The organism is Draconibacterium mangrovi, from assembly GCF_010586825.1.
Lineage (GTDB): Bacteria > Bacteroidota > Bacteroidia > Bacteroidales > Prolixibacteraceae > Draconibacterium > Draconibacterium mangrovi.
Window position 1 is genome coordinate 433273 of record NZ_JAAAGB010000001.1, and the last position, 17305, is coordinate 450577.

A 17305-nucleotide genomic window follows, 5' to 3' on the forward strand; every position below is an offset into this window, starting at 1 on the left:
ATGCAAAAATTAAAATTTCAGGAACCTGTTTATACTTACCACATTGATTTTGTTGGCCACGTAAACAACATTATTTACGTGCAATGGCTGGAAAACGCCCGTGTAAAACTGATTGAAGCGATGGGTTTTTCGATTACACAAATTGCTGTCGAAGACGATATTTTGCCCATCATCACAGAAACAAACATTCAGTACAAAAAGCCATTTTTCCTGAATAACGAAGTGCATGTTGAAGTATGGGTTTCAGAGATCTTTAATGTATCGGCAAACTTTAAATTCCGTTTCCGCAACGAAAAAGGTGAAATCTGCTCTATTGCGCAACAAAAAGTTTTGTTCATCGACCGCGCCACACAACGTCCTTCACGTAAGTTTGTGAAATACAGGGAGAATTTTAACAAATATTACCTGCCCGATTTGTAGCTATTTCTTTTCAAACAACTCAATCAAATAATTTCCGGCTTGTAATTTACAACTGCCATCATTCGCTAAATAAAAATTTATCTTCTTCCCTGTTACTGCCTCACTGCTTTTTTGTATTTCATAACCTTCAGGAATATAAAAGTCGGCGATAGAATTGGCAGGAATAGTTACCGAATAAACTACCGATTCCCCCTTGTGTTTCCAGGCAGACTTTATTTCGCCATAAAGCGACTTATGCGAAATGTCAACACCTTCGAGCGTTGATATAAAAGCAGGTTTCAGAATCACATTTTTAAATCCCGGATTGTTCGGATCAGGATATATTCCCCCTAATCCCTTGTACAGCCACGCACCAATTTCTCCAAACATAATGTGGTTCATCGAAATATCGTTCTGTGCATGTATATCCCAGTTTTCCAGCAGTGTTGTTGCACCATTCACAATCCACCATCCCCACGACGGGAAGCCTTCCTGTGCAGCAATTTTGTAGGCTACTTCGGCATATCCATTTTCACTCAACGCATTTAATATTGATTTTTGCCCCAACAAACCTACATCTAAATGAAATTGATCGGCTTCAACTCTTCTGGCAAGGTTTTCGGCTACCCGTTCCTTTTCCTGTTCCGGCACCAATCCCCAATAAAGCGGTGCGCTTAATTCGGTTTGAGTTCCGCTGGCGTATATACCTGTTTCCGGGTGATAAAATTTGTCGTTGAAAGCTTGTTTTATTTCTGCTGCCAAAGCTGAATATTTATTGGCATCTGCCGGTTTATTGAACAGTTTAGCGGCTTCCGACAGGATAACAGCATCGGCATAATAATAACAGGTAGAAGTCAACTCAACCGGCGACTTGGATTTAACAGGAACCCAGTCGCCCAAACCCCAGGTGGTTGTTCCCAAAGGACTAATTTGCGTAATGTGGTCGACATAACGTTTGATGTTTTCATAACCAGATTCCAACAACGATGCATCGCCGTAAAAAAGGTAAATATTCCAGGGAATAAGCGCAATTGTGCTGGTCCAGTCAGGGCCGTTTCCCCACTCGTATCCCCAACCATCCGTAGGAATTATCGACGGCAAAACGCCATTTGGCTGCTGCTCGTCCCGGTGATCGGCCAGCCACTTTTCGTAAACCGTTATCCCGTCAAAGCTGTATAAACCTGTTTCAATGGCAATGTGTGCATCGCCGGTCCAGCCATTTTTCTCCCGCTGAGGACAATCGGTTGGGTAACCAAACAAATTCGACAAGTAGGAATTATTAGTGGCCTCCCAAATCTTATTTAATGTCGGATTAGTAGTTGCCAATTCGCCACTTTCGGGAACATCGCTATGCATGAAATAAGCCACCAGACTTTCTTTACTGATATTTATTGGTTTATTTGAAGTTACCTCAACATACTGAAATCCTTTGTAGTTAAAACGCGGCATAAAAGTTTTCTCACCTTTCCCGTTTAGTATGTATATATCCGTTTGAAAAGGATCGGAATCATCAACAGGCCGGTAATGAACATCAATATTTGATAAGTCGACGTGTCCGTTCTCATACAAACGTTCGCCGTGTTTTAGTCGTATAATTGTTCCTTCTTGCCCGGCTAGTGTGATAGCGCTAATCCCGGCAATATTTCGGCCCAGATCGAATACAAATGTTGTATCATTTAACTGCGACATACTTTGGGGTACAATCTTTTTCACATGCCGGATGGGATGCATCATTTGCGACACTATATTTTGAGATGGTGCTGCACGATAAATAACATCATTCCATTTTGAATCGTCAAAACCGGGTGAACACCAGCCGGGTTGCTCCAAACGGGCATCATAATGTTCGGCGGTGTAAATACTGTTAAAAACTACCGGACTAAGTGATGTTTTCCAGTCTTTGCCTGAAGTAATAATCTCTTTTGTACCGTCTTCGTATGTAATGTGCAAATCCAAACAAAAGGCAGGACGATTTCTCCACGGAGCCTTATGGAAATACCAAACAGCAGTTGACTGATGGTTATACCAGCCGTTTCCGAGCAAAATACCCAAGGCATTTTCGCCATTTTTTAGTTCATTGGTTACATCGTGTGTTACATATAAATTACGGCGATCGAAACGTGTATAACCAGGATCCAGCACATGGTTCCCAACTTTCTCCTCATTAATAGAAAGCTCATACAAACCGGCAGCTGCAATATAAATTCTGGCGTGGCTTACTTTTTTCTCCAGTTTGAACTCTTTCCGAAAATAAGGGGCAGCCTTTTCATGAATATCCTTATCATCGCTGATCCATGATCCGGTCCAGTTCTCCATGCCCATCATTCCTGTTTCAAATGAAGCCACCGGAGAAGAGACTTTTTCATTTCGATTGTTCCATACCGATACCGACCAAAAATAACGAGTAAAAGGCCGTAGCTTCTCTCCTGCATAACGCGTAAGAATTTTGGCTGAATTTATTTCCCCGGAATCCCATACATCACCGATACCATTGGTAATGTTTATCGAATCGGTAGAAACCAGCAATTCAAATGCTACCTGCTTTGCTCCTAATTCCGTATCATTTAACATCCACGACAAGCGGGGCTGTGCAGAATCTACTCCGAGCGGATTATGCAAATACTCGCACCTAAGATTGGAAACTGATGCCCGATGTGTTTGAGCAATCAAATAATTACTAATTGATAACAGAATGAAAAATGCCACTACCCGAATCTTCATTTTCAGTTGGTTTAAGTCAAAAAAAAATCATGCAACCACAAATATTGCCAATTTATTATTGAGTTGAATACTGTATTCCAAATTAATTATGCCGATACACTTAAATAAATCACATCGGTGAGGTGTTAAGGCATTTATTAATAAAATACGAATTCCACCTTTTCTATAAGCCTAATTTTGTTGGTTTAAAAATCCATTATAACTTTGACCCGACATTTACGCAATGGGGTGTCCCGATTAAACTTCGGGACTGAGATTATACTCAATGAACCTGATCCGGTTAGCACCGGCGTAGGGAGAGCGAAAAGGATAAAGTCCTACCTCATTGGTTAGTTTTTAACCAATTTTTCAAAAAAATGAAAAGACTTAGTTTAGTGCTGCTGTTGCAAATTATGGCAGTAATTGCTTTCGGGCAAATTAATTTAACAGGTGTTGTTAAAGGAGATGGAGAAACTTTGGCCGGTGCCAGCGTGGTAATCGAAAAATCGTTTTATGGCGTATCGACTAAGGCTAACGGAAGTTTTGAATTAAAAAACCTGAAACCCGGCGATTACACCCTGCTGGTTTCGTTTATCGGTTTTGAACCTCAAAAGATCAACCTGCAACTTTCAGCTAGTAAAACCATTGAAGTGAACCTGAAACCCAACGTTATTATGACCGATGAAGTGTTGATTTCAGCAACTCGTGCAGGCAATAAAACACCGGTAGCTTACAGCAACGTAAGCAGCGACGAAATTGCCAAACGTAACATGGGGCAAGACATTCCCTTCCTGCTGAACCTTACACCTTCGTTTGTTACAACTTCTGACGCCGGTGCCGGAGTGGGTTACACCAATTTCCGTGTGCGTGGTACCGATTTGAACAGGATTAATGTGAGTGTGAACGGTATTCCGCTAAACGATGCAGAATCGCACGGAACATGGTTTGTGGATCAGCCGGATATGGCGTCGTCGCTGGAGAATGTTCAGATTCAGCGTGGTGTGGGAACATCAACAAACGGAGCTGCTGCTTTTGGTGCCAGTATTAACCTGCAGACCAATTCGATGAACAAAGAAGCATACGGTTCGTATAAAACTGCTGCCGGAACATTCAATACGTTCAAAAACACCGTTTCGGCAGGAACAGGACTGATCAACGATCATTTTACTTTCGATGTTCGTTTGTCAAAGGTTACGTCCGATGGGTTTATCGACCGCGCCAGTTCCGATCTGAAATCGTACTTTATTTCAGGCGGTTATTACTCGGAAAACACCATACTAAAAGTGAATGTATTTTCCGGCTACGAAGAAACTTACCAGGCCTGGTACGGTGTACCTTCTGTTCGCTTGAACAACGACATGGCAGGAATGCAGCAGTATGCCGACCACTGGCTGATGACACAGGAAGAAGTAGACCACATGATGGCTTCTGACAGCCGTACCTATAATTATTATACCTACGAAAACCAGGTTGACCATTATGTGCAGGATCATTACCAGTTGCATTTCTCGCATAAATTTAATCCGCACCTGAATTTAAATGCCTCGTTGCACTACACTTATGGTAACGGTTATTACGAGAACTACAAAGCCGATGAAGACCTGGCCGACTACCTGTTGCCTAACATTGAAATTGGTGACGAAGTGATTGAAACCACCGACCTGATCAACCGCAAGTGGCTCGACAACGATTTTTATGGATTTACCTACTCGCTGAACTATAATAATAACAACGGCGATTTTACACTGGGCGGTGGCTACAATGTGTACGATGGCCGTCACTATGGAAATGTAATTTGGGCGCAGTACCTGGGCGAAGCCGATTTTAACCATGAGTGGTACCGCGGCACAGGTCTGAAAAAAGACTTTAACGTTTACGCGAAATACAACTGGCAGGTGGCTGAAAAGCTGAATTTATTTGCCGACATGCAATACCGCCGGATTGATTACACCATTGAAGGAATCGACGACGATCTTCGCAATCTTGACCAGGATCACGACTTCAATTTCTTTAACCCAAAGCTTGGTATTTTCTATCAGGTGGCCGACAACCAGGATTTATACCTGTCGTTTGCTGTGGCCAACCGCGAACCGAACCGCACTGCATTTGTCGATTACCCGGAAGGTAACGAGCCACCGGTGCACGAAACATTGCACGACTGGGAGTTGGGATACAACTATGCTTCATCGAAATTCTCGTTGGGAGCCAATTTCTATTTTATGAACTACAAAGATCAGCTGGTGGTAACCGGACAGATTAACGATGTGGGTTCGGCAATTATGGTTAATGTTGATAAGAGTTACCGCACCGGAATCGAATTACAGGCGGGCGTACAAATTGCCACTGATTTTCAGTGGAACGGTAACACCACTTTAAGCATTAACAAGATTAAAGATTTTACTGAATACGTTGACAACTGGGACACCTGGGGACAAGATGCTTTTGATTTGGGCACTACCGATTTGGCATTCTCGCCAAATGTAATTGCTAACAGCCAGTTTGTTTACACTCCCGGAGAGCATTTTAGCATCTCCTTTGTTTCGCAGTATGTGGGCGATCAGTACATCGATAACACATCGAGCGACGACCGTATGCTGGATGCATATTTTGTAAATCACCTGAAAGCGGATTACACCTTTAAAACGAATCTGTTTGATGAGATTTCGCTGCATTTTATGGCTAACAACCTGTTTGATGTGCAGTACGAAACCAATGCATGGGTTTACCCTTATCTACTTGGTGGCGAACGTTATAAAATGGATGGTTATTATCCGCAAGCCGGTGTACACTTTATGTTTGGAATAGACTTTACGTTTTAAGACACACCAGAATAAAGATTGAAGATTAACGATTGCAGAATGCTGATTTAACGGTCGGTTCTGCAATCGTTATTTTTTTTGTCCGGAAGTAACCAGACTTTTCTTTCCCTGCCGGGAGCCATCATTTTTGCCTTAATGCAAAAACGAAGCACGAGGAAGGCATTTCCGAGTTCAAGGCTCCTTTTGCTCCCTACCCTTCGTTTTCATAAAACCTAAGTTCGGACGGGTGATCTCCTCACTCACTCGGAGCTTCCCGCTCTCACTAAGGTTCTATTTCAACTCCGGGCAACGACCAAAAGAGGCCGTTCGACTACTGCCACCTCAGCTACATCGCAGCGTGGCCTCGTCCGGTGAGCCGGAAAACAAGAGGTGACGGCGTTAAAAAATTACTGATGTTTGAGGAGCCCCGAAGTTTCGGGGGGAGTTTCAGGAATTTTAGCTGGCATCGCGTAGCTTTTCCGAGGGAAGCGGGCGCAGCCTTGGGTTTTTTGTCTACTTTTTGGGCTAAACCAAAAAGTAGAATCCGCCTGATAAGGCATAATATTTTAACATTGATCGTGGCTTATTTACATTTATTCGAAAATTTTCCTTCTCAGGAAATTTCACATGATCCACACTTCTTTAAAAAAACCACAAAAGCAGCAAAACAATCACAAAACATATCGTGCAGAAATTCAACGCCCCCGTATTGCAGACAAAAGTGCTGCCGAAGCCCTTCGCCGGTAATAAATTGGACTCAAAAGTACTATCGTAGCTCTACGCTAGCAATAAATTGGACTCAAAAGTGCTATCGTAGCTCTTCGCAAGCAGTAAATTGGACTCAAAAGTGCTATCGTACAGGTACGAAACGACCAAATTGATTACAGCGAAACAATTGTAGCCCTGCAAAAGCACCAAAATGGGTAATTTACTCCTTTCGTATTGCTACGAAAAGACTAAAATGGAGACTTTGCACCTTTCGTAGCCCTACGATGGTTACAAATAGGAGTCGGGGGACCTTTCTATATCAAGCAGTTAGCTATTTTAAGCAATAAGTGGGCATAACATTGAATGAGACAGGATTTTATTCCACAGTCCTCAGAGGCAAAATGAAATTGTTTTATTAAGAAAGAATCACCTTGCCTTCAATTTCTACCAGTAAATCATCGCGGCAAATATCAGCAAGAATATAAACTACCGGCAAATCGCCGTAAAACTTTTTCACCACGCTACGAATTTTAGTGAAATCTTTTCGGTTTTTAACGTAAACACGGGTGTGTCCGAATTTTGGATTAGCCACATCGTCGGGCAAGGCAGCCAGCACCTCATCGGCATACAAACGCTGCATGTTCTGTATGGTAACTTCAGTTTGTTTTGCCGCATCGCCAACACCCACGGTATTTTCGCCGATTATAGATGCGGTTCCTGAAATAAAGATCAGCTTTTTATTGCGGTACCTGAAATAACGGGCCCGCTCAAACTTTGGTGTAGTTTTCAGGTTACACGCTTCGCCAACCAAAACCTGTTCGGTGTATTGATGTGCCGAAATCTGGTCGGGATTGTCAACCGGTTGGGTAAGCACTTCTTTTGATTTTACCGCAACATATTCGATAAGCACACCTCCGTGGCTCATTCCTATTCCCGTTGCCGCCGGGTATCCGCTTTGCTCAAAAGTTTTCCCATAGGCATTCGAGCGCACGTTATTAAACTCCTGGTAACGCTGCTCTTCGCCATCAAAACCCAAAATATCTTCCAGGTAATTCCACTGGCGCACTATCGAATTCAACGGAAACTGCGCTTCCTCAAAGGTCTCAACAAGCTCATCAAAAGCCTTCTCGGCATTTAACTTACAATCGCTGTTTTGATTGGCATGAACGGTTCCCATCAAAATCTCGGTGGTACCATTCAGAAACAAGGCCGTGCCGTTTTCGCCTTCCGAAAGCATCTGGCAATCCCAGTTTTCAGGATCGTAATAATACGCCTCAACGATTACCTTACAACTTAATGGCGCTTGCGAAATAAAACTTATCAGAATTTCGCTTCCTATCAGTTCTCTCACCTGAATACGAAGATCCTTTAGCAGTTTATCGTACTCTGAATTTGAATTGGTATCGACAAAGAAATTTAGTTTGAAGATCCGTTTCCCTGAATTGATTTTTTCCAGCTGCTCCAGGCAATTTTGAAGTTGCAAACTTAAGCCTTTACAGCCGTTTTCAGGTTTTATATATGTTCTGTCTCCGTTTAGAAAATACATCCTACTCCTCTCACTCAAAAAGAAATGAAGCACAAATATGCGCGTTTTTTACTTGAAAAAGACGATTTCAGTCAAATTTCTTGTTACAAGTACAATGAGCTATTCTTACACTTCGCATTAATAGTCACCAGATGCTGTGGCTCCGTTAAGCACTGCCTCTGTTGAACCTATCCCCAATCGATCGGCACCCTGCTCCAAAAAAGCAACTGCCGTTTCCCAATCGCGGATACCTCCCGAAGGTTTTACCTGCATTTTATCGCCAACGGTTTTTACCATCACCTCGATGTATTCAGGTTTGGCACCACCCGGCCCGAATCCGGTTGATGTTTTCACAAAATCGGCACCTGCTTCGTACGATAATTCGCAGGCTTTGGCAATCTGCCCGAGTGTTAAATGGCCACTTTCCTGGATAACTTTTACCAGCACATTGTGTTGGTGAGCCACTTCAACTACGGCTTTAATATCGTCGCGAACATAATCGTATTCGCCCGATAAAAAGCGGCCGATATTCATAACCATGTCAATTTCATCGGTACCGTCTTCAATCGCCTGTTTGGCCTGAAAAGCCTTCACCGGTGTTGCATCAGCCCCGTGCGGAAAACTAAGTACGCACGATACTTTTACCCCACTGTCTTTTAACAATTCTTTGGCGGCCTTTATATCGCAAGGTTTCACGCACATACTAAAAACCTTATTCTTAATGCACATTTCTGCATTGGCTTTCAAATCGGCCAGTGTTTGTTCCGGCTTCAAAACCGCGTGGTCGATAGTCTGTGCTACTTGTTCTTTGGTATACATATATTACGCTCCCTGTATTGTTTTTAGGATTTCCTGCGCCCGCAACAAATCTTTTTCATTAACTAAAAGTTCAACGACTGAAGGCGTTCCGCCAACAAAACCAGCGGCATTTCCCTGGTTAAAACCATCTTTTAACATTGTTGCAATTCCGGCAGCTTCCAATTCCTGCTTTAAGTGCTGAATGGTTACTTCGTCGCCTGAGTAAAGCTCTACAATTTTACCGTGATCGTTCATAGTATTTAGTTTTCTATTTCGTCTATCGTTAGTCTTCCATTTCTTTTAAAATCTGCTCCACCTGCTCGTTTGTTTTGGTTAATTTGTCTTTGCAGGTTTTTAGCAACACCGATACGCGTTTTACTTTTTCGGCCAGTTCATCCACATCCAACTCTTCGTTTTCAATTTTTTCAAGAATTTCTTCTATCTCGGCCATCGCCTCGCTGTATGAAACCTTTTTAGTTGCCATTATCTTATTTTTTTGTGATTTTGCTCGTTACTTTTCCATCGGCAAAACGTGTTTCCAGTTCTTCTCCAACTGCCACATCTTTGCTCGATTTTATTATTTTACCTTCTTTCAAAGTTAGTGTAAATCCTCTTTTCAATACATTCTCAGGATTCAATAAACGTACTGAATTTTCGTTTATCAGAATACGATCACGCTCTTTTGCAAGCACATTTCGTACACGGCCCGATAACAGATCCTGCTGATGATTCAGTTTTGCATCCGCTTTAAACACAGCCTCTCCAACAAGTCGCCTCAGAATCCGTTGTGTTTTGCCGATATTGTTCTTCGCTTCCACAAACCACACCGAAAGCCCGGAATCAAGATGATGTCTCAGTTCAGTCAACTCGTTGTGCTTTTTAAACGAAAACAGACTCACATTTTGCTGTAGTTCGTTACCGCGTTTGCTTAACTCTCGTTGCCTGTCGTTAATAAAATCGGCTACTGAATATTTTAAACCTTCGGCTACTTGTTCCAGCTTTTCCTGCTGCGTATCCAATGTTTCGCGGGTTAGCTGCACAATGCCATTTTCCAGTTCCAGTAAACGTTCGTAGTAGCGCTCAACCCCGCTAACAAAAAATTCGGCTACGGCAGTTGGCGTTTTCATGCGGGTATGTGCCACCAGATCGATGATGGTATCATCCTTTTCGTGGCCAATTCCGGTAATCACCGGCAACGAAAACTGGGTAATATTCATGGCCAGGTCGTAGTCATCAAAACTACTCAGATCGGCTGTGGCACCACCACCACGTATAATCGCAACCGCATCGAAAAAATCGTCGTGAGCAAAAATTCGTTCCAGCGCACGAATAATTGACGGCACGGTTTCGGCTCCCTGCATATAGGCTTCAAACAATTTGGTGTAGAATTTAAAACCGTATTCGTTGTTTTCCAGCTGGTTCATAAAATCCTGGTACCCGGCAGCCGTTGCCGACGAAATAACAGCGATTTTTTGTGGCACCAGCGGCAACGCCAGTTCCTTGTTCATATCAAAAACACCTTCAGCCTTCAAACGATTTATAATCTCTTTTCGCTGCATGGCCATGTCGCCAACCGTGTAAGTGGGGTCGATGTCTTTAATATTCAAACTCAAACCATACGCCGGATGATATTCAACCGTTGCCTGAACCAACACTTTTATACCCTCGGTAAAAAGCTGCCCGGTAGTGGTTTCGAAATACGGTTTTAGCATGCGGTAAGTGTACGACCAGATTGTAGCCCGCGAACGCGCCGTTATTGTGTTTCCTTCCTTTTCAATCAACTCCAGGTAACAATGGCCGCTTCGGTTATGCTTTAACTCGCTCACTTCGGCAACTACCCACACCGTTCCCGGAAATGCATCAAGCAATGCATCTTTAATTAATCCGTTTAATTGAGAAAGGGTGAGCTGCTGGTTCATTGTTTACCTGATTTTATTGATTTTAAAGGTTTCAATACTGTTTTTTGTTTTTAGAACAAGCAGAAAAATCCCCGGCTCTGCAGTTCCCAGATCATTCAACGTAACGGTTGGAGAAGCCGGAATTTTCCAGCTTTTTATCACCCGCCCATCCAGCGCATAAAGTTTTATATCGAGGTTGTCTGCCTGATGGTTTGTTGTAGCCTGCAGTTCAATCCGGTCTTGCACAGGATTTGGGAATACAATCCATGTTTTATTTTCTGAAGGGACTTCCACCGACAGGGGATTCAGCAAGGAAGTGGCTTCCCGCATATTGGGCACACCGTAACCCTGCAACGAATCGGGTGTTGAATACAGGTGCCCGCTTTTTTCCAGAGCATCCTTTATTTCTTCCGCCGATTTTTCAGGGTAGGCCTGCCACAGCGAGGCTGCCATACCTGCCAATACCGGCGAAGAGAATGAGGTTCCATTGGCCATTCCTACTGTTCCGTTAGATCGTTGCAAGACCGTTTGGTAGCCCATTGCCGACACATTTGGTTTTAAAGCCCCATCAACAGCCGGACCGGCAGATGAGAAATAGGCCGGTTCAAAATTCATATCCACCGCACCTACACCAATTACATTTGTTCCGTCGGATGGTGCCACAATACGAAACCAGGAATTATTCCGCTCGTTACCGGCACTTGAAAACACGAGTATACCCCGGGAAGCTGCAATATTGGCCCCGCGTGTTACACGTGTTGTTTTTCCGTCCATATCGGCATAAGTATGGTTGGTTGAGGCATCCTGAAATTCGGTATACCCCAGCGAGGAATTAATAATATCAACACCAACGCTATCGGCAAACTCAGCTGCTGCCACCCAGTTGTCTTCTTCAACAATGTATTCAGAATCATTGTCTTCCGAGCGCAATAACCAATACGAAGCTTTAGGTGCAGTGCCGATTAGTTCTCCGGGAATATTTCCTCCCATGCAGGAGAGTACACTCATACCGTGGTAATTGGTAGCATAAAAATCGACGGCGGGATTTACAAAATCCTTTGTTCCCAAAACCTGATTATTCACCCACAGGCTGTCGAAAGCCGGCAACTCATCAACTTTATAAAAGCCGGCATCCAGCACGGCAATTTGCATTCCCTGTCCGCGAAAGTTTTCATTGTGCAACAACTGTCCTTCCATTAATCCGACCTGATACACCGAACTACCATACAACGAAGTATCAATAGGTGCTGTATCAACAGAACTTTCGTCTGCAAACTTATTAAATGTACTTTTGGTACTTATATCGGGTTTAGTTAACTGTACTTCCCTGATAAAACTCCAGTACACAAGGCTGTCGGCCAAAGTAGCCGAATCGCAGCGCACAGTAATCCCATTCAACCATTTTGAGGTATGCACCAACTCCACATCGAGCGTGAGCACCGAGTCGATATAATTCTGATTTACCGGAAGGTCTAATGAATCGATAGCAATATTTTGATTGAAACGGCGCTGTATAGCGCGCTCTGAAAGATACATTTCAGGATTGTCAAGCGAATACTCCGAATTATTTTTATCGGTAAAACCGATCCAGAAATAATTCTGCGCACTAACTTGTTGCAACCCCATTAACAGCGTGCCAAGGAGCAAAATTATATACCTCATTCTTATAAAATGTTCTATTCTTTGTGCAACGAGAAGTTTGCTTAGCTCCCAAAACGACGCCATCAAAAGTTTCTCTTACACCTTCCCAAATAAAAAAGCCAAGTTAATGAATAAATAGCTTTTTACCTTGAAGGGAAAACAGTTTTATCGCTGCCGCTGATCGCGCATCATATATTCCGACGGGTCTTGCAAAAACTTTTCCGGATCGGGGATAGAACCTTTGTTTTTTTCCAGATCTTTCATTTTTAGGTTATCGACACTGTCGCGAACAGCCGGATTCAGAATTTGCCCGTTATCGTAATAAAGAGTGTACTGCAGGTTACCTTCTTTATCGAAGTACTTCCATTCGCCGTGGCGGAGGTTATTACGGTATTCGGCAACCATTTCCTGACGGCCGTTTTCGTAACTCACCAGAAACAAACCATGCCGCATTCCCAGTTTCATCTTGCACTGCATGTAGGGTTCGCCACTTTTATAAAAAATCTGATAATCGCCGTCTTCCTGATTGTTTACCCACTCTTTTTCTTCCATTACTTCGCCGGTATCGTAATACTGATGCGATTTACCATATTTCAAACCAAGTTTATATTCTTCGTCGGCAGTAAGCTGTTCATTCTTGTAAATTTTCCAGACACCTTCCTTTTGCTGATTTACATAATTTCCTTCGGCTACTTTTTTGCGCCAAACATCAAATAGTTGCGTGTAGGCCGTGTCGCCTTTATACTCGATAAGTGCTTTAACCTGCCCCCCGGGATGGTAACGTTTCCACTCTCCTACCGGTTTGTCATCCTTAAAATATCCTTCGTACAACAAACGCCCGTTATCCTGTTTTTTTTGCCAAAATCCCTGGCGCAAACCATTGGCATCAGTTTGGTTTGTTTGCGCAAAAACCAACGACGGAAGAAAGATCAATAAACCAAGTAAGTATCTCATAACACACTATTTTAGGTAGAACGCGAAATTAGGGATTTATTTCAGTTGGCATAAAAAAAGCTTTCCATCAATCGATGAAAATCCTGCAACTATGTAAATAAAGTGTGTCCTTAGTAAATTTCTTTCGTCATTCGCTCAGTAGCAGTCATGTAGTAACGCGCAAAGTTATCGTCTTTCATAAAAACGGTAAGTTGCTCGCGCCAGCCTTCTGCTTCTTCCGACAGTTCTGCAATACGTCGACCGGCTTCTTTATCGTTTGGATCTGCACGAAATGCTTTAATCACCGGGATAAATTCATCCATCCAGTCTTCGTAACGATCCATCAGTTTTTGCTGATCGCTTTCCAACGGAAATTCAGTTTTATCGTTTAATACTTTTGCTGAAAGCTTTTCTCCTGCCACAACACCGGCTCCAAGGGTTAAGCCCAATTTTGTTAGAAAGCTCCTTCTGGTTTCTTCGTATTCGTTGCTCATTTCTGCATTTTTTATTCCACATTTCACAAACACAATTCTGGAGGGAAAGTTTACAAAAAGAGAATAAAAAAAACTCTTTCACCATCCGATGAAAGAGCCCTTATTTATCCTTTAGTCTATACTTATTTCACCTCTTCAAAAATAACTACTCTGACTTACTGCACATTACAATCCAATGAAACAAAAATGGCACAAATAAGTACTTAAACTTTTCAACTTACACATCATTACAATTAGCAAAACAAGTACTACTGCTTCAAAACAGCTAAAAACAACATAACATATACTGAACTGGCACTCCCGAAATATTCAAATTGAACTACTGCTGGGGCAAAGTGCTAAAGTCGATAGTTGGAACCACTCCCAAAACCGGGCGCTCGTGGTTGGTATCAACCACAGAAGTTTCGTTGAAAAACCCGCAGTTTTTTAAATAAAAACCATTGTCGCCGCTAATGTATCCTCCGGCGTAGTCCAAGCGTGCTTCATCGCGCGCTGTAGCATCAGCAGTAAACTTTGCTTTGGTAACTTCGTGCCATGTACCGTTTGTATCGTAAACCCACTGGTTATTGTAGTAAGCCATACGTTCAATCGGTCCGGTTTTGGTATCGAAGTTTTCTAAGAACGAATACATACCGGTTAAATAGGTACTTGTTTTCGGACGTCGCCAGCTAGCAACAAAAAGCCACTCTTCCTGCTCGGTATCATAAAACCACGCTGAATAATCGGTTTTATTATCGCCGCCTGGTTCACCTTTCAGTAAAAAACGGTAAGTAGTTCCGGCTTTCCAGTTCACCTGCATATAACTTTGTCCACCCGAACCTTCATTTCCAAAATCGTTGGTGGTTGTATTTGCCCCTTTGGCAAGCAGTTGTACGCGCTGATCTTCAGGAATTGTACTTGGATCATCGGTAGAATAAGGGCTCCAAACCGAAAACAGTACTCTGCGTTCAGACACAGAATTTACCTGCATTCCGAAGTAGCCTTGTCCAAAACCATTTGCCATGTAATACGAGCCAATTACATCGTTACCTTCAGGAACAGTGATCTCGTTGTAAAACCAAACTACATCCGATACCTCAGCAGGCACTATGTAACCTAAATGCACCGACGGTCCGCGGCGTCCCCAGTAAAAATAATCTTCGTTTGAATAATGCACGCCTGATTTGCAAGCATCGCCACCAAGCGAAACAGATTCAATTGTTGCAAACTGATCGGCAGTTTTATCTTCTCCCTGTAAATCGAGGTAATAATAGCCCGGCTCTGATACGGTGAATGTTCCAACAAATTCCATCCGGTTAGTGGTATTATCAAAAACAAGCTCTCTTGTTTCATTCAAAAAAGTGGCCTTTAGTGTAGAGCTACCGCTGCTTACTTTTCCCTTTACACCAATATGAATGCTACCTGCTGACTCCACCCGAAACCAGGTACGCAGAATTGAAGATTTTGAACTCCAGTTGAAATTTTTAAAATCGTCAGTTTTTAACTGGTTTCCACCAACATTGGTAACAAACCAACTGTTTCCTTCGCACGGAATTTGGTGTGACATTGTTGGTATTTCCTCTACTTGTACCTCATCTTTTTGGCATGAAATAACCGAAAGTGGAAAAACCAATAATACAAATAACAAATTCAGTCTAAATTTTTGTCTCATCTGTCTCATCTGTTTGCTGTTAAAAAAATCAGGCTTTCGCTGATGTAAATATACACCACAAAAGCCTGATTTATTATCTATATAATTGATTACGGATTTTGAATTAAATTCGGTTGTGCCAAAATCTGTGGCTCAGGAATATAATCCACTACACGTGGGCTGCTTGCAGGCACTGTTAACAGTGGGTTTGCTCCCCTGTCGTGAGTTCCGGGATATTTTCTATCCAATGTTAAACCATTTCTGAAAATATCGTAACGACGGTGAGCTTCGAAAGCCAATTCTAAACGACGCTCATCAAGAACAAGATCAAGAATTGTTTTTCCTTCAGGAACGTCATCGTAAGTAGGAATATTTGCTCTTTCTCTGATCAGGTTAACATCTGCAAGAGCACCATCGGTATCGCCTGTTTTTGCGCGGGCTTCTGCACGGTTTAGGTACATTTCGGCTAAGCGAGAAATAATTGGCGAGAACAATTGTGGCTGACCTTCCTGGTTCGAACATTTAATTACGAAGAACTTAGGATAACCCTGACGTACCGGCATTTTTTTATCTAGGCGCACATAGGTTTTTCCGCTAATGAATTCGCCTTGGGTAATGTAATATTTTGTAACACCATCAACGTCTTCGGTCATTACAGTTTGCGTTCCGTTGTACTCGTACTCCCAGCTGTCGCCGTTGTTTGTAACATCGTACATTTTAAACATTCTCGAACCAGCAGGAGAAGATTTGTCGTACGAATAAGTAATCTCGTAAGTGTCGCCATCGATGTACTGCGGATCGATAAATTTGTGTCTTCTGTCACTTGGATTTTCATCCAGCAAGTCGCGGTAAGGTTCTGAAGCGTACATTTCGCCCCAGCCAACTCCATCGATTGTTGCATACATTCCACCAAACGCATACCAACCGTAGTCGTCTTCGTCTTTTAAGGCGCGGCAAGCGAAAATAACTTCCGAGTTATCTTCAGGAACCATCGTTGGGAAAGTTTCGTAATCCGATCCCTGCAACAGAGCGAAATTGTTTGATTCAATAACTTCGGTAGCAAAACTTGATGCTTTTGCATTGTCTTCCATGTACAAGTACACTCTCGACAACAATGCTTTTGCAGCTTGTTCCGAAGCATAAATATTGTATTCAGAATCAACACGTTTAAAGTTGCTCATCAGTTCAGCTGCTGTTGTCAGGTCTTCGATGATCAGATCGTAAACCTCTTGTACAGTGGCACGCGGAGGCATGTTGTCTACATCAGGTTCTGCATCTAAAACGATAGGTACACCTAAGTTGTTGGCAGGATCCTGATTGTAAGGACGCCCCCAAATATTTACCAGGTTAAAGTAGAAGAAAGCACGCAGGTAATACATTTCACCAATTACGTGGTTCATACGATCGGTTCCTTCCTGCGCTTTATCAATTACTTTATTGGCGTTAACAATACCTTTGTAACAGGTTGACCACAAGCTATTCAAGTGATAGTTTGTTGGTGTATGCTGGTAGTTGTACATGTAGTACAAATGGTCGGTAGTTGATCCGCTAAGCGCAATGTTATCGCCACCAAATTCGCCATGAAAATGGTAAGGGCGCATAAATTCATTGGTTTTTAATAGGGCATAGGTTCCTAATGCTGCTGCCTCAATTCCTAATTCGTCGGCAAACACCATTTCGTCTGATAAATCCTGAAACGGATCTCTTGTAATATCGCAGGCTGCGAAAGAGAGCGCAACAAGAATGGCTATAAAAGAATATATTTTTTTCATCTTAATACT

General features: G+C 42.7%; 13 protein-coding genes and 1 riboswitch. Of the genes, 2 read left to right on the plus strand and 11 right to left on the minus strand.

Going from position 1 to position 17305, the window contains the following annotated elements; genetic code table 11:
- A complete protein-coding gene (locus tag G4420_RS01795; RefSeq protein ID WP_163321897.1) occupies positions 1 to 420 on the plus strand; it encodes an acyl-CoA thioesterase in 420 nt (139 codons plus the stop codon).
- Here G4420_RS01795 and G4420_RS01800 read toward each other — a convergent pair whose 3' ends face one another.
- Positions 421 to 3120 carry an alpha-L-rhamnosidase gene (locus G4420_RS01800; protein ID WP_163321898.1) on the minus strand — a complete coding sequence of 900 codons (2700 nt, stop codon included), beginning with the start codon at positions 3118 to 3120 and terminating at the stop codon, positions 421 to 423.
- Between the two features lie 214 nt (positions 3121 to 3334).
- Positions 3335 to 3435: riboswitch (TPP riboswitch) on the plus strand.
- 41 nt (positions 3436 to 3476) lie between these two features.
- Here G4420_RS01800 and G4420_RS01805 point away from each other — a divergent pair.
- Positions 3477 to 5918, plus strand: coding sequence for a TonB-dependent receptor (locus tag G4420_RS01805; RefSeq protein ID WP_163321899.1), 2442 nt, complete (start codon positions 3477 to 3479; stop codon positions 5916 to 5918).
- Positions 5919 to 7020: 1102 nt separating this feature from the next.
- Here G4420_RS01805 and G4420_RS01810 read toward each other — a convergent pair.
- From G4420_RS01810 to G4420_RS01855, 10 genes are all read right to left on the minus strand, one after another.
- Positions 7021 to 8151 carry a chorismate transformation enzyme, FkbO/Hyg5 family gene (locus G4420_RS01810; RefSeq protein ID WP_163321900.1) on the minus strand — a complete coding sequence of 377 codons (1131 nt, stop codon included), beginning with the start codon at positions 8149 to 8151 and terminating at the stop codon, positions 7021 to 7023.
- A 117-nt stretch (positions 8152 to 8268) separates the two neighbouring features.
- On the minus strand, positions 8269 to 8949 hold the full coding sequence (gene deoC, locus G4420_RS01815; RefSeq protein WP_163321901.1) for a deoxyribose-phosphate aldolase: 681 nt from the start codon (positions 8947 to 8949) through the stop codon (positions 8269 to 8271).
- A gap of 3 nt (positions 8950 to 8952) precedes the next feature.
- Positions 8953 to 9183 carry a putative signal transducing protein gene (locus G4420_RS01820; RefSeq protein WP_045026705.1) on the minus strand — a complete coding sequence of 77 codons (231 nt, stop codon included), beginning with the start codon at positions 9181 to 9183 and terminating at the stop codon, positions 8953 to 8955.
- 28 nt (positions 9184 to 9211) lie between these two features.
- Complete coding sequence (gene xseB / locus G4420_RS01825; RefSeq protein ID WP_163321902.1) at positions 9212 to 9412, minus strand: exodeoxyribonuclease VII small subunit; 201 nt, start codon at positions 9410 to 9412, stop codon at positions 9212 to 9214.
- 4 nt (positions 9413 to 9416) lie between these two features.
- Positions 9417 to 10847, minus strand: coding sequence for an exodeoxyribonuclease VII large subunit (gene xseA / locus G4420_RS01830; RefSeq protein ID WP_163321903.1), 1431 nt, complete (start codon positions 10845 to 10847; stop codon positions 9417 to 9419).
- A gap of 3 nt (positions 10848 to 10850) precedes the next feature.
- Entirely contained in the window at positions 10851 to 11933 is a 1083-nt protein-coding gene (locus tag G4420_RS01835; protein ID WP_394351182.1) for a S8 family serine peptidase, read from the minus strand.
- A 699-nt stretch (positions 11934 to 12632) separates the two neighbouring features.
- Positions 12633 to 13421 (minus strand): toxin-antitoxin system YwqK family antitoxin, encoded by a 789-nt coding sequence (locus tag G4420_RS01840; protein ID WP_163321905.1) that lies wholly within the window; start codon positions 13419 to 13421, stop codon positions 12633 to 12635.
- A 110-nt stretch (positions 13422 to 13531) separates the two neighbouring features.
- Entirely contained in the window at positions 13532 to 13894 is a 363-nt protein-coding gene (locus G4420_RS01845) for a hypothetical protein (protein ID WP_163321906.1), read from the minus strand.
- Between the two features lie 319 nt (positions 13895 to 14213).
- The gene (locus G4420_RS01850; RefSeq protein WP_204273567.1) at positions 14214 to 15545 is read right to left on the minus strand and encodes a DUF3472 domain-containing protein; all 1332 of its coding nucleotides are present in this window, start codon (positions 15543 to 15545) and stop codon (positions 14214 to 14216) included.
- Between the two features lie 89 nt (positions 15546 to 15634).
- Positions 15635 to 17296, minus strand: coding sequence for a RagB/SusD family nutrient uptake outer membrane protein (locus G4420_RS01855; protein ID WP_204273568.1), 1662 nt, complete (start codon positions 17294 to 17296; stop codon positions 15635 to 15637).
- Positions 17297 to 17305: the final 9 nt, after the last annotated feature.

Bases quoted from the DNA above. Each gene is read 5' to 3' on its own strand.
- G4420_RS01820 (WP_045026705.1), bottom strand. From the start codon at position 9,183: ATGAACGATCACGGTAAAATTGTAGAGCTTTACTCAGGCGACGAAGTA.
- G4420_RS01840 (WP_163321905.1), bottom strand. From the start codon at position 13,421: ATGAGATACTTACTTGGTTTATTGATCTTTCTTCCGTCGTTGGTTTTT.
- G4420_RS01795 (WP_163321897.1), top strand. From the start codon at position 1: ATGCAAAAATTAAAATTTCAGGAACCTGTTTATACTTACCACATTGAT.
- G4420_RS01810 (WP_163321900.1), bottom strand. From the start codon at position 8,151: ATGTATTTTCTAAACGGAGACAGAACATATATAAAACCTGAAAACGGC.
- G4420_RS01805 (WP_163321899.1), top strand. From the start codon at position 3,477: ATGAAAAGACTTAGTTTAGTGCTGCTGTTGCAAATTATGGCAGTAATT.
- xseA (WP_163321903.1), bottom strand. From the start codon at position 10,847: ATGAACCAGCAGCTCACCCTTTCTCAATTAAACGGATTAATTAAAGAT.
- G4420_RS01850 (WP_204273567.1), bottom strand. From the start codon at position 15,545: ATGAGACAAAAATTTAGACTGAATTTGTTATTTGTATTATTGGTTTTT.
- G4420_RS01800 (WP_163321898.1), bottom strand. From the start codon at position 3,120: ATGAAGATTCGGGTAGTGGCATTTTTCATTCTGTTATCAATTAGTAAT.
- G4420_RS01845 (WP_163321906.1), bottom strand. From the start codon at position 13,894: ATGAGCAACGAATACGAAGAAACCAGAAGGAGCTTTCTAACAAAATTG.
- xseB (WP_163321902.1), bottom strand. From the start codon at position 9,412: ATGGCAACTAAAAAGGTTTCATACAGCGAGGCGATGGCCGAGATAGAA.
- deoC (WP_163321901.1), bottom strand. From the start codon at position 8,949: ATGTATACCAAAGAACAAGTAGCACAGACTATCGACCACGCGGTTTTG.
- G4420_RS01855 (WP_204273568.1), bottom strand. From the start codon at position 17,296: ATGAAAAAAATATATTCTTTTATAGCCATTCTTGTTGCGCTCTCTTTC.